General features: G+C 65.2%; 12 protein-coding genes and 2 rRNA genes (1 of these 14 only partly in view). 7 read left to right on the forward strand and 7 right to left on the reverse strand.

What is annotated here, in order from left to right; all coding sequences use genetic code 11:
• Positions 1-37 precede the first annotated feature (37 nt).
• Positions 38-457, reverse strand: coding sequence for a rubrerythrin family protein (locus tag G372_RS0102175; protein WP_018137817.1), 420 nt, complete (start codon positions 455-457; stop codon positions 38-40).
• Between the two features lie 250 nt (positions 458-707).
• Between G372_RS0102175 and G372_RS0102180 the strand changes: the two genes are divergently transcribed.
• The 4 genes from G372_RS0102180 to queD are packed head-to-tail and all read left to right on the forward strand — an operon-like array spanning position 708 to position 4,222.
• Entirely contained in the window at positions 708-980 is a 273-nt protein-coding gene (locus G372_RS0102180) for an exodeoxyribonuclease VII small subunit (RefSeq protein ID WP_019624612.1), read from the forward strand.
• A 9-nt stretch (positions 981-989) separates the two neighbouring features.
• Complete coding sequence (ispA, locus tag G372_RS0102185; RefSeq protein ID WP_019624613.1) at positions 990-1,883, forward strand: (2E,6E)-farnesyl diphosphate synthase; 894 nt, start codon at positions 990-992, stop codon at positions 1,881-1,883.
• Positions 1,884-1,895: 12 nt separating this feature from the next.
• Complete coding sequence (gene dxs / locus G372_RS0102190; protein ID WP_019624614.1) at positions 1,896-3,797, forward strand: 1-deoxy-D-xylulose-5-phosphate synthase; 1,902 nt, start codon at positions 1,896-1,898, stop codon at positions 3,795-3,797.
• Between the two features lie 41 nt (positions 3,798-3,838).
• The gene (gene queD / locus G372_RS0102195; protein WP_012981827.1) at positions 3,839-4,222 is read left to right on the forward strand and encodes a 6-carboxytetrahydropterin synthase QueD; all 384 of its coding nucleotides are present in this window, start codon (positions 3,839-3,841) and stop codon (positions 4,220-4,222) included.
• A gap of 45 nt (positions 4,223-4,267) precedes the next feature.
• Here the strand turns inward: queD and G372_RS0102200 are convergent, their stop codons facing one another.
• The 3 genes from G372_RS0102200 to G372_RS0102210 all read right to left on the reverse strand — a co-directional run bounded on the left by G372_RS0102200 (position 4,268) and on the right by G372_RS0102210 (position 6,853).
• Positions 4,268-5,686 (reverse strand): PhoH family protein, encoded by a 1,419-nt coding sequence (locus tag G372_RS0102200; RefSeq protein WP_018865352.1) that lies wholly within the window; start codon positions 5,684-5,686, stop codon positions 4,268-4,270.
• Between the two features lie 88 nt (positions 5,687-5,774).
• On the reverse strand, positions 5,775-6,251 hold the full coding sequence (locus G372_RS0102205; RefSeq protein ID WP_018865351.1) for a peroxiredoxin: 477 nt from the start codon (positions 6,249-6,251) through the stop codon (positions 5,775-5,777).
• A gap of 47 nt (positions 6,252-6,298) precedes the next feature.
• Positions 6,299-6,853: a glycine cleavage system transcriptional repressor gene (locus G372_RS0102210; protein ID WP_018865350.1), complete on the reverse strand. Its 555-nt coding sequence runs from the start codon at positions 6,851-6,853 to the stop codon at positions 6,299-6,301.
• Positions 6,854-7,082: 229 nt separating this feature from the next.
• Here G372_RS0102210 and dapA point away from each other — a divergent pair, with 229 nt between their 5' ends.
• The 3 genes from dapA (at position 7,083) to G372_RS0102225 (ending at position 10,014) form a co-directional block, all read left to right on the forward strand.
• A complete protein-coding gene (dapA, locus tag G372_RS0102215) occupies positions 7,083-7,961 on the forward strand; it encodes a 4-hydroxy-tetrahydrodipicolinate synthase (protein ID WP_018865349.1) in 879 nt (292 codons plus the stop codon).
• Positions 7,962-7,969: 8 nt separating this feature from the next.
• Complete coding sequence (gene bamC / locus G372_RS0102220) at positions 7,970-9,136, forward strand: outer membrane protein assembly factor BamC (protein ID WP_038070639.1); 1,167 nt, start codon at positions 7,970-7,972, stop codon at positions 9,134-9,136.
• A 161-nt stretch (positions 9,137-9,297) separates the two neighbouring features.
• Positions 9,298-10,014, forward strand: a complete 717-nt coding sequence (locus G372_RS0102225) for an MBL fold metallo-hydrolase (protein WP_019624616.1) — start codon at positions 9,298-9,300, stop codon at positions 10,012-10,014.
• Between the two features lie 39 nt (positions 10,015-10,053).
• Here the strand turns inward: G372_RS0102225 and G372_RS0102230 are convergent, their stop codons facing one another.
• From G372_RS0102230 to G372_RS0102240, 3 genes are all read right to left on the reverse strand, one after another.
• The gene (locus G372_RS0102230; RefSeq protein WP_026279122.1) at positions 10,054-10,266 is read right to left on the reverse strand and encodes a hypothetical protein; all 213 of its coding nucleotides are present in this window, start codon (positions 10,264-10,266) and stop codon (positions 10,054-10,056) included.
• Between the two features lie 119 nt (positions 10,267-10,385).
• Positions 10,386-10,501, reverse strand: a 5S ribosomal RNA gene (gene rrf / locus G372_RS0102235).
• Between the two features lie 119 nt (positions 10,502-10,620).
• Positions 10,621-12,132, reverse strand: a 23S ribosomal RNA gene (locus G372_RS0102240); it runs 1,368 nt beyond the window's last position.

A 12,132-nucleotide genomic window follows, 5' to 3' on the forward strand; every position in this document is an offset into this window, starting at 1 on the left:
CCAGGGCCGGCCCCGCGTACTACGGCCGGGAAACGACTTAGTCGTCCAGCTGATCCAGCGCCTTCTGGAAACGGTTGGCGTGAGAACGCTCCGCCTTGGCCAGGGTCTCGAACCAGTCGGCGACTTCATCGAAGCCTTCGTCACGGGCCGTCTTGGCCATACCCGGGTACATGTCGGTGTACTCGTGGGTCTCGCCGGCAACAGCGGTCTTCAGGTTCGCGGCGGTGGGACCGAATTCCAGGCCGGTGGCCGGGTCGCCGCAGCTCTCGAGGTACTCGAGGTGGCCGTGGGCGTGGCCGGTTTCACCTTCGGCGGTGGAACGGAACACGGTCGCGACGTCGTTGTAGCCTTCCACGTCCGCCTTGGAAGCGAAGTACAGGTAACGGCGGTTGGCCATCGATTCGCCGGCAAAGGCCTCCTTGAGGGCTTCTTCGGTCTTGCTACCTTTCAGTTCCATGGGTCTCTCCTCTTGCTGGTTAGGATCCACACATCGATGCGACTGCTGTGCAGATCGGGCATTTAGACCTTGTCTAAAACACGTTGAAACTCTAGTCAGCCCCCGGTCGCATGTCAACCGATTGCCCCGCTGACCGTGGGGGCGCGGTCACGAAACTCAAGCCGCCGGTTGCCCGGCGCCTTTTCTCGCCGCGACGGATCGGATACTTTCTCACCTTTTGGTCCCCGCAATCCAATACGAACACGACACCATGACCGACCAGTCCACCGACAGCCCCGCCGAATTCGAAGCCAGCCTGGAGGCCCTGGAGGCCCTGGTGGCGCGGATGGAATCCGGCGAACTGGGCCTGGAACAGTCGCTGGCGGAATTTCAGCGCGGCATGGAACTGGTTGGCCGCTGTCAGAAGGCGCTGGACGACGCCCAGGCACGCATCGAGAAACTCGCCGGCGAGCCTTCCTCGGAGGCCGCCGCGACCGGGAGTGCCCCCGACACCCCGACCGACCCCGACGACGTCCCCTTTTAGGACCCTGCCTTGAGCATCCCAGATCCATCCGAGGCGCTGAAGGCCTATCAGCGTCGTATCGAGACCGTACTCGACGAGCGTCTCGCGCCCGACTCTGCGCCGGACGCGCGGCTGATCGAGGCCATGCGCTATGCCACGCTCTCCGGTGGCAAGCGTCTGCGCCCGGTACTGGTGTACGCAGCCGGGGCCACCTGCAGCGCCCCTGATGAGGTACTCGATGCGATGGCCGCGGCCGTGGAGATGGTCCACGTCTACTCGCTGATCCACGACGACCTTCCGGCAATGGACAACGACGACCTGCGCCGTGGGCGGCCGACCTGCCACCGTGCGTTCGACGAGGCCACCGCCATCCTTGCCGGGGATGCGCTGCAGGCCTGCGCCTTCGAGATCCTGGCCGCCGGCGTACGCGCCCTGCCCGGCCAGGCCGGTCTGGAAGCCCTGGCCGAGCTCGCCCGTGCAGCGGGCCTGCGCGGCATGGCGGGCGGGCAGGCCATCGATCTCGGCGCCTGCGGCAAGCCGATCGATCTGGCGGAACTGGAACGCATGCACCGGCTCAAGACCGGCGCCCTGATCCGCGTGTCGGTGCGCCTGGGCGCAATCGCCGGTGGCGCCTCGGAGGACAATCTCGGCCACCTGACCCGCTACGCCGAATGCATTGGCCTGGCCTTCCAGATCCGCGACGACGTGCTGGACGTGGAGGGCGACCCGGAGGTGCTCGGCAAGGCCTGTGGCGCGGATGCCCGGCTGGACAAGGCGACCTTCCCCTCGCTGCAGGGCCTGGAGGCCTCGCGCGAGCGCGCGGTGGCCCTGGTCGACGAGGCGCTGGCCGAGCTGCAACCCTTCGGCCAGGAGGCGGACTTGCTTCGCTTCCTGGCGCGGTACATCGTCGACCGCATGAACTGATACGGCCTGCCCATGACCTCCACCCCCCTGCTGGATGCAATCGAATGGCCCGCTGACCTGCGGGCGCACCCGGCCTCGGAACTCCCGGGGCTTGCAGCAGAACTGCGCCAGTTCCTGATCGAGAGCGTCTCGCGCACAGGCGGGCACCTGGCCGCAAACCTGGGCACGGTAGAGCTGGCGATCGCGCTGCACTACGCGTTCAACACCCCGGACGATCGCATCGTCTGGGACGTCGGCCACCAGGCCTACGCGCACAAGATTCTGACCGGGCGGCGGAACGGCATGGCCAGCCTGCGCCAGTACGGCGGCCTGGCCGGCTTCCCCAAGCGCGCGGAGAGCGAATACGACGCCTTCGGGGCCGGGCACTCCAGCACCTCGATCAGCGCCGCCGCCGGGATGGCCCTGGCGGCCAAGCACGCGGGACTGGACCGACGGCATGTCGCAGTCATCGGGGACGGGGCGATGACCGCCGGCATGGCCTTCGAGGCGCTCAACCACCTCGGCGATCTCGACTGCAATCTGCTGGTCATCCTGAACGACAACGACATGTCCATCTCGCCCAACGTCGGCGCGATGAACCAGTACTTCACCCGCCTGCTGTCCGGACGCATCTACAGCTCGGTGCGCGAGGGCTCCAAGCGCATGCTGGAGTTCGTCCCGCCGGTCAAGGCCTTTGCCGAGCGCGCCGAGGAACACATGAAGGGCATGCTGGTGCCCGGCACGCTGTTCGAGGAACTGGGCTTTCGCTACTTCGGGCCGGTGGACGGACACGACGTGAGCGGCCTGGTGTCGATCCTGAAGAACCTGCGCGGCGGTCACGGCCCGCAGCTGCTGCATGTAGTCACGCGCAAGGGACAGGGCTATGCCCCGGCCGAAGAAGACCCCTGCCGCTACCACGGGGTCTCCAAGTTCGAGCCGGAAAACGGCCTGAAGCCCTCCGGCCCGAAGGCACCGACCTATACCGATATCTTCAGCCAGTGGCTTTGCGACCAGGCCGCGGCCGACGAGCGTCTGCTGGGCATCACCCCGGCGATGCGCGAGGGCTCCGGCCTGGTCGCCTTCTCCGAGCAGTTCCCGGAACGCTACTTCGATGTCGGCATCGCCGAGCAGCACGCGGTCACGCTGGCCGCCGGCATGGCCTGCGAGGGGCAAAAGCCCGTCGTCGCGATCTACTCGACGTTCCTGCAACGGGCGATGGACCAGGTGATCCACGACGTCGCCCTGCAGAACCTGCCGGTGCTGTTCGCGGTGGACCGTGCGGGGATCGTCGGCGCCGATGGCCCGACCCATGCCGGCACCTTCGATACCGCGCTGCTACGCAGCGTCCCCAATATGCTGCTGATGGCCCCGGCCAGCGAGCGCGAGTGCCGCCAGATGCTGTCCACTGGCTACGCCCACGATGGCCCGGCGGCAGTGCGCTATCCGCGCGGCGGCGGCCCCGGGGCCCTGCCGGAAGGGGGTAGCGAGGATCTGGAGACCCTGCCGATCGGACGCGCCGAGGTCGTGCGCGAGGGTCGGGGCCTGGCGATCCTCAGCTTCGGCGCGCTGCTGGAGACCGCCCTGGCCGCCGGCGAGGCGCTGGACGCCACCGTGGTGAACATGCGTTTCATCAAGCCGCTCGACACCGAACTCCTGGCGCGGCTGGCCACCAGCCACGAGCGCTTCGTGACACTCGAGGATCATGCCCGCGCCGGTGGCGCCGGCAGCACGGTGCTGGAATGGCTCTCCGCCGAGGGCCTGACCCTGCCCTGCCAGGTACTGGGCATCCCGGACGTTTTCACCGAACATGGCTCGCGCGAACAGATCCTGGCCGACTGCGGCCTCGACACCGAGGGCGTGCTGGCCGCGGTTCGCCACGCATCCGGGCAGGAGAATTGCGCGGAAGACGGCGGCCGGCTAGGCTTCGCGGGCTGACAAACCCCCGGCCGGCGACGGCCGCTCGCCCGGAAAAGATCATGAGTGCCCGCTACACCCTCCGTGTCCTGACCGACTTTGCCTCCGCGCATACCCTGCGTGACTACCCGGGGCAGTGCGCGAACATGCACGGACACAACTGGAAGGTGGAGGCCGAGGTCCAGGCCGAGACCCTGGACGACGCCGGCATGGCGGTGGACTTCAAGGTGGTCAAGACCGCCGCGCGCGAGATCGCCGGGCAGCTGGACCATCGCTATCTGAACGACGTCCCGCCGTTCGATACGGTCAACCCGACCGCCGAGAATATCGCGCAGTGGTTCTTCCGCCAGATGTCCGAACGCCTGAACCGCCCGGGCCTGCGCATGCACGCGCTGACCCTGTGGGAGACCGACCGCGCCTGCGTACGCTACAGCGAGGACGGTTAGCCCTCCCGCGCCTCGCAGTGACGGGGCGCCCCCACAGCACAGCCCTTACAGATGATTCGAGGCGTAGTCCGCCAGCCGCGAGCGCTCGCCGCGGGTCAGCGTGATGTGCCCGCTGTGGGTCCAGTTGCGGAAACGGTCCACCACGTAGGTCAGGCCGGACGAGGTCTCGGTCAGGTACGGGGTGTCGATCTGCGCGATGTTGCCCAGCGCGACGACCTTGGTGCCCGGCCCGGCGCGGGTGATCAAGGTCTTCATCTGCTTGGAGGTCAGGTTCTGCGCCTCGTCGAGGATGATGTAGCGGTTGAGGAAGGTGCGCCCGCGCATGAAGTTCAGCGAGCGGATCTTGATGCGGCTGGTCAGCACGTCCTGGGTGGCCGCCCGTCCCCAGTCGCCGGCCCCCTCGGACTTCGCCAGCACCTCGAGGTTGTCCATCAGCGCGCCCATCCACGGGGTCATCTTCTCTTCCTCGGTCCCGGGGAGGAAGCCGATATCCTCGCCCACCGGGACCGTGACCCGAGTCATGATGATCTCCTTGTAGGTGTTGTCCTCCAGCGTCTGCGCGAGTCCCGCGGCCAGGGTCAGCAGGGTCTTTCCGGTGCCGGCCACCCCCAGCAGGGAGACGAAATCCACCTCCGGGTCCATCAGCAGGTTCAGGGCGTAGTTCTGTTCGCGGTTGCGGGCGTTGATACCCCAGACGCTGTGGCGCGGGGTCATGTAGTCGTCCACGAGCTCGATCACCGCCGACTCGTTCGGCTGGTCGATTTCCAGCACGATCGCGGACAGCGGATTCTCGCCCTCGCGGTAGACGAACTGGTTGGGCTGCCACTCCGCGACCAGCGGCCCGGTCACCCGGTAATAGGTGCGCCCGGACTCCTGCCAGGAGTCCATCTTGGCCCCGTGGGTCTCCCAGAAGTCCGCCGGCAGCTCTGTCATGCCGGAGAACAGCAGGCTGACGTCGTCCAGGACCTGGTCGTTGTAGTAATCCTCCGCGTGCAGGCCGATCACCGCCGCCTTGATGCGCAGGTTGATGTCCTTTGAGACCAGCGTGACCGGGAGGTCCGCCCACTCGGCCTTGAGCGCCTGCGCGGTGGCCAGGATGTCGTTGTCCGGGGTCGATCCGGGCAGCGAGTCCGGCAGGCGCGAGGTCAGATTGCGGGTCTGGAAGAACAGCCGCCCGGAGGGTGCGAGCGTCGACTCGCTGAGCGATTCGGCCTGTAGCGGCAACCCGGCGGCAATCTGCTCGTGGGTCGCGCCGCTCATCAGCTCGTCGATAAAGCGCGAGACCTGGCGCACGTTGCGCGCGACCTCGGAGAGCCCCTTCTTGCCCCGGTCGAGCTCCTCGAGCACGACCATGGGCAGGAAGATGTCGTGTTCCTTGAAGCGGAACAGCGCGGTGGGGTCGTGCATCAGGACATTGGTGTCCAGGACAAAAAGGCGTTTCGGGTCCTCCGATGTTTCGCTCATGGCGCCTCCGCGGCCGGGGTGAGTCGAAAACAAATGGGTCGAACGTCTACTGCCAGCTGCGCAGCGGCAGGCGAACGCGCGGGTGGCGTCACCGGCCGGCCAACTCGCGTACCGCGGCCAGGACCTCGTCCACATGCCCCGGCACCTTGACCTTGCGCCATTCCCGGCGGAGCACGCCTTGCTCGTCGATCAGGAAGGTGGAGCGTTCGATGCCGCGCACCTGCTTGCCGTACATGTTCTTCATCTTGATCACGTCGAACGCGTCGCACAACTGCTCGTCGGCGTCGCTCAGCAGGTCGAACGGCAGCTCCTGCTTGGTGCGGAAGTTCTCGTGGCTCTTCACGCTGTCGCGCGAGACCCCGAGGATGACCGCGCCGGCGGCATCGAACGCAGCCTTGTTGGCGGCAAAGTCGCGGCTCTCGTTGGTGCAGCCCGGCGTGCTGTCCTTCGGGTAGAAATAGAGCACCACGATCTTGCCGCGGAAGTCGCCCGGGCCCAGGGTCTGCCCACCGGTGGCCGGCACGCGCAGATCTTCGGGAACGGTCTGGTCAATGGCGATCGTCATAAGGGTCACTCCGGGTCGTGGTTGGGGCGAACGGCGCCGGACCGGAATCAGGCCTTGATCGGATCCAGCACGCCATCCAGGTTCAGTTCGTCGCAAAAATCCATGAATTCGCCACGCAGGCTGGCCAGGTGCTGTCCCGCCGGGATGTCCACCACCATGTTGGCGGCGAACATGCGCGCGCCCGTGTGCTGGGCGGTATAGACACGCGTCTGCACGTCGCGCAGGTTAACCCCGCGGCTGGTGAAGAAATCGGCCAGGGCATTGACCAGCCCCGGTGCGTCCAGCGCGACCACATCCACGGCATAGGCCATCGCGGGCTGGCTGGATTCATCCAGCGGCCCGCGACGCACCGTGACCGCGAGGTCCAGCTCGGCCTCCAGGCGCTCCAGGCGGGCTTCCAGCGTGGCGAGGGTCTTCCAGTTGCCACTGGCGCTCAGCGCCATGCAGCAGTAGCCGTCCAGGGTGGTAATCCGACTGGACTCCAGGTTGCAGCCCGTGTCGACGATGACTCGGGTGACGCCGGCCACCAGGCCAGGCTGGTCGGGTCCGATCAGGTTCAGGATCAGATGGGTATGCGAGCCGGCCCCGACCACCTCAGCCATGCCGGCCTCTGCAGCAGAAGGCGCCGCCGACCGGCCGGAGTCCTGGCACAACGCTGGAGGGGTTGGATGCGTCTGCGGGCATGATGGTTGGGAACATACCACCTCGCCTGATTGACGCCAACGGTCGCGGCCCCGCCCAGGCGCGCTCCAGACGTGGTCCGCGCACGGATTCTTGAACGCCTTGTCGCGCGCCCGTTAGACTGCACCATTACCGTCGCTGGAGGAGTCGATGTTTCAAGGCAGCATGGTCGCACTGGCGACCCCGATGCACGCGGACGGCAGTCTTGACTGGCCGGCGCTTGATCGACTCCTCGAATTCCACATCGAGGCCGGTACCGACGCCATCGTTGCGGTCGGCACCACCGGCGAATCGGCCACCCTCGATTTCGACGAACACTGCGAGGCGATCGCCCATACGGTCAAGACCGTCGGCGGTCGCCTGCCGGTGATCGCCGGCACTGGCGCGAATTCTACGCGCGAGGCGATCGCGCTGACGCGCTGCGCCCGCGAGGCCGGCGCGGATGCCTGCCTGCTGGTATCCCCGTATTACAACAAGCCCACGCAGGAAGGTCTGTACCTGCACCACAAGGCCATTGCCGAGGCCGTGGATATCCCGCAGATCCTCTATAACGTCCCGGGGCGAACCGCGGTCGATATGCTGCCCGAAACGGTCGAGCGCCTCGCCGAGATCCCGAACATCGTCGGCATCAAGGAAGCGACGGGCAGCAACGAGCGTACTGCGGAGCTTGTCCAGCGTGTGGGCGGCCGGATCGACCTGTTCAGTGGCGAAGACGCCAACGGGCTGGCGTTCCTGCTGGCCGGCGGGCAAGGGGTCATCTCGGTAACCGCGAACGTCGCTCCGGCCCTGATGGCCCGCATGTGCCGCGCCGTACGCGAGGGGCACGCGGACGAAGCCCGCGAGATCAACCGTCAGCTCGACGGGCTGCACTCCGCCCTGTTCCTCGAAGCCAATCCCATCCCCGTAAAATGGGCCTTGCAGCGTATGGGGATGATAGAGGAAGGTATCCGTCTGCCTCTGACACCCCTTTCCGAACCGTTCCATGCACCGGTACTGGACGCGATGCGCCAGGCCGGCATTGAGGTCTGAGTCCGATCATGAAATTGCCTTCCAAGCCCTATTACTCCGCCACGCGCGCCACCCTCGCGATCGCCACGGGTCTCGCCGTCGCTGGTTGCGGAACCTGGGGCGGCGATCGTCAGACCGGCCCGGAATACGAGATGAGCCGGCAGATGGAGGACCTCGAGGTCCCGCCGGACCTGATCGCGCCGGACACCGAGCGGGCCTACCGCCTCCCGGATGATCCGGGAGGCCGCATCAGCGCCCGCGACATGCAGCAGGACACGGCCCAGCGTCAGGAACAGCCCGGGCAGGTCCAGCCCGGGACTCCAGCGGCCGACGTGCAGGTGCTCCCCGAATCCGCCGAGGTGCAACTGATGCGCGACGGTGGCACGCGCTGGCTCCAGGTCGATGGCGACCCCGGCGAGATCTGGGATCGCCTGGTTGCCTTCTGGGACAGCCAGAACCTCCGGCTGGAACGCAACGAGCCCCAGGTGGGCGTGATGCAAACCGAATGGGCCGAAGACCGAGCCGGCATCCCCCTGCGCGGCACGCAGAACATCTTCGCTCGTGCCCTTGGCAACGTGTACGACGCCAACACCCGGGACCAGTACCGCATGCGCGTCGAACGCGCCAACGGCCAGTCGGAGATCTACATCACCCACCGCGGCGCCGAGGAACAGGCCGAGGGTGAATCCTGGCGCTGGGCCATGCGCCCGTCCGACCCGGAACTGGAAGCCGAGATGCTGAACCGGTTGCTGGTATACCTCACGACCGGCGATCCGGGTGAAGGCGGCGCACGTGTCGCCGAGACCCTCGTTGACCGGCCGACCGAGTTGCAGCTGACCGAACATGACGGCTCACCCGCCCTGCTGCTGGGCGGCGAGTACGACCGTGTCTGGCGCCAGCTCGGGACCTTCCTGGATCGCGCCGGATTGCTGGTGGACGAGCAGGATCGCCAGGCCGGAATCTACGAAGTGACCTACCGCCCCGGCATGACGGGCGAGCGTGAAGAGCGCGGTTTCTTCAGCCGCGTCTTTGGCCGCGGTGGCGATCGACGCGAAAACGAGCGCTACCAGGTCCGCTTGCAGGACCGTGGCGATGGCGATCTGCTGATCGAGGCACGTGATCTCGAGGGCGACCGCCTGAGCAATCGCGACGCCGAATTCGTGCTCGAGCGCATTCAGACGCAGATGCAGCGCTAGAAAGCCCGCGAGGGCGCGCCCCCAGGCTCCCCCTGCTGGAATGGCGAGGGGGCCGCAGCAGGGTCTTCCGCGAACCGGGCAAGGCCGCCGCGCAATCACCTTCGGAGCAATCCGTGATCCGATTCTGTTCACTTGGCAGCGGGAGTGGCGGCAACGCACTCGTGGTCGAGATCGGCTCGACGCGCCTGCTCGTGGACTGCGGCTTCTCGATGCAGGAAGTCGAGCGGCGCCTCGCCCGTCAGCGGCTTGCCCCCTCCGATCTTGACGCCGTCCTCGTGACCCACGAGCATGGCGACCATCTGGGCTCCGCGCCAGCCCTATCGCGGCGCTACGGCCTCCGCGTCTACGCCTCCACGGGGACTCGTCTGGCGGCCCGCGACGCCGGGTTCGCCCATTTCGAGCCGATCCAGCCAGACCTCCCGGTAGAGGTCGATGATGCCCAGGTCATCCCCTACACGGTCCCGCACGACGCCCGTGAACCGACCCAGTTCGTCTTTTCCGACGGCGCATCACGACTCGTCCTGATGACCGACGCGGGGCATATCTCGCCCCACATGGTCGACATCGCCTCCGGGGCCCAAGGCCTGCTACTGGAATGCAACCACTGTCCGGACCTGCTCGCATCCGGCCGCTATCCGCACAAGCTCAAGCGCAGGATTGCGGATGGCTACGGCCATTTGCCCAACCATGACGCGACCCGCCTTCTCCAGAGCGCCGACACGACGAGGCTCGCACACCTGATCGGAATGCATCTTTCCAGCGACAACAACCGCCCCGAACTGGCGGAACAGGCCCTATGCGCGGGCGTCGGCGCCAGTCGCGACGAGATCGCCATTGCGTCCCAGGACACGGGATTCGAGTGGCGCTGTATCCCGTAGCCGCCCCTACGCCGCGCCGCCGGCTCTCGGACCGTACGCCTAGCGGCGCGATTCCCGCAGGAAATAGACCCCGCCCGCGATGAAGGCGAGCCCGATAATGGTCGCGATCGGCCCGCCAAATCCCGAACCCTCCCGAGGGGCAATGGGGGTAAACGCAACCTCGCCCCCAAGGACCGCATAGCTGCCAATCCCGATCAGAACCAGCCCGACCGCGACCAACCCTCCATCCGTTCGTTTCTTCCCTCGAGCCATACCCAAACCCGTCTTCTACCGTTCTGCCGCGAGAACTCCCGCGACGATCATCCTACCCACACCGAGAGATGCATAAAAAAAGCCCGGCCCCCTTATCGGGAACCGGGCTTCGGATTAATGCCTGGCGGTGACCTACTCTCACATGGGGAGGCCCCACACTACCATCGGCGCAGAGCAGTTTCACTTCCGAGTTCGGGATGGGATCGGGTGGTTCCTACTCGCTATGGCCGCCAGACAAACTGGCCAGATCACCCAGCGCGAGCGCTGCGTCATCTGAATTCGGAATGCAATCTAGGTGATGTGTACAACAGTGATGTGTCAGTCGAGACCAACCAACAACACCTTGGGTGTTATATGGTCAAGCCGCACGGGCAATTAGTACTGGTTAGCTTCATCCATTACTGAACTTCCACACCCAGCCTATCAACGTTGTAGTCTTCAACGGCCCTACAGAGACCTCGAGGGTCCAGGGAGATCTCATCTTCAGGTGGGTTTCCCGCTTAGATGCTTTCAGCGGTTATCCCTTCCGCACTTAGCTACCCGGCAATGCCACTGGCGTGACAACCGGAACACCAGAGGTGCGTCCATCCCGGTCCTCTCGTACTAAGGACAGATCCTGTCAAATCTCCGACGCCCACGGCAGATAGGGACCGAACTGTCTCACGACGTTCTAAACCCAGCTCGCGTACCACTTTAAATGGCGAACAGCCATACCCTTGGGACCTGCTTCAGCCCCAGGATGTGATGAGCCGACATCGAGGTGCCAAACACTGCCGTCGATATGGACTCTTGGGCAGTATCAGCCTGTTATCCCCGGAGTACCTTTTATCCGTTGAGCGATGGCCCTTCCATACAGAACCACCGGATCACTAAGACCTGCTTTCGCACCTGCTCGACGTGTCTGTCTCGCAGTTAAGCACCCTTTTGCCTTTGCACTCGTCGCGCGATTTCCGACCGCGCTGAGGGTACCTTCGCACTCCTCCGTTACTCTTTGGGAGGAGACCGCCCCAGTCAAACTACCCACCACACACGGTCCCCGACCTGGATCACAGGCCTGGGTTAGAACTCCAAACTTGCCAGGGTGGTATTTCAAGGGTGGCTCCACTGAGACTGGCGTCCCAGCTTCAAAGCCTCCCACCTATCCTACACAAACAAGCTCAAAGTTCAGTGTGAAGCTGTAGTAAAGGTTCACGGGGTCTTTCCGTCTAGCCGCGGGTACACAGCATCTTCACTGCGATTTCAATTTCACTGAGTCTCGGGTGGAGACAGCGCCGCCATCGTTACGCCATTCGTGCAGGTCGGAACTTACCCGACAAGGAATTTCGCTACCTTAGGACCGTTATAGTTACGGCCGCCGTTTACCGGGGCTTCGATCAAGGGCTTCGCCGAAGCTAACCCCATCAATTAACCTTCCGGCACCGGGCAGGCGTCACACCCTATACGTCCTCTTTCGAGTTTGCAGAGTGCTGTGTTTTTAATAAACAGTCGCAGCGGCCTGGTCTCTGCGACCTCGACCAGCTCAGGGAGCAAGTCCCATCACCAGCCAAGGCGTACCTTCTCCCGAAGTTACGGTACCATTTTGCCTAGTTCCTTCACCCGAGTTCTCTCAAGCGCCTTGGGATTCTCACCCTGCCCACCTGTGTCGGTTTGGGGTACGGTCCCGCGTTAACTGAAGCTTAGAGGATTTTCCTGGAAGCAGGGCATCGGTCACTTCGCTCCCGTGGGAGCTCGTCATCGTATCTCAGGATTGTGTCCCCGGATTTGCCTAAGGACACTCCCTACATACTTAAACCGGACACCAACAGCCGGATGACCTAGCCTTCTCCGTCCCCCCATCGCATTAACGCGAGGTACAGGAATGTTAAC

Origin of the sequence: Thioalkalivibrio thiocyanoxidans ARh2, assembly GCF_000385215.1 — a bacterium.
Lineage (GTDB): Bacteria > Pseudomonadota > Gammaproteobacteria > Ectothiorhodospirales > Ectothiorhodospiraceae > Thioalkalivibrio > Thioalkalivibrio thiocyanoxidans.

Bases quoted from the DNA above. Each gene is read 5' to 3' on its own strand.
- G372_RS0102175 (WP_018137817.1), bottom strand. From the start codon at position 457: ATGGAACTGAAAGGTAGCAAGACCGAAGAAGCCCTCAAGGAGGCCTTT.
- G372_RS0102180 (WP_019624612.1), top strand. From the start codon at position 708: ATGACCGACCAGTCCACCGACAGCCCCGCCGAATTCGAAGCCAGCCTG.
- dxs (WP_019624614.1), top strand. From the start codon at position 1,896: ATGACCTCCACCCCCCTGCTGGATGCAATCGAATGGCCCGCTGACCTG.
- queD (WP_012981827.1), top strand. From the start codon at position 3,839: ATGAGTGCCCGCTACACCCTCCGTGTCCTGACCGACTTTGCCTCCGCG.
- G372_RS0102200 (WP_018865352.1), bottom strand. From the start codon at position 5,686: ATGAGCGAAACATCGGAGGACCCGAAACGCCTTTTTGTCCTGGACACC.
- G372_RS0102205 (WP_018865351.1), bottom strand. From the start codon at position 6,251: ATGACGATCGCCATTGACCAGACCGTTCCCGAAGATCTGCGCGTGCCG.
- G372_RS0102210 (WP_018865350.1), bottom strand. From the start codon at position 6,853: ATGGCTGAGGTGGTCGGGGCCGGCTCGCATACCCATCTGATCCTGAAC.
- dapA (WP_018865349.1), top strand. From the start codon at position 7,083: ATGTTTCAAGGCAGCATGGTCGCACTGGCGACCCCGATGCACGCGGAC.
- bamC (WP_038070639.1), top strand. From the start codon at position 7,970: ATGAAATTGCCTTCCAAGCCCTATTACTCCGCCACGCGCGCCACCCTC.
- G372_RS0102230 (WP_026279122.1), bottom strand. From the start codon at position 10,266: ATGGCTCGAGGGAAGAAACGAACGGATGGAGGGTTGGTCGCGGTCGGG.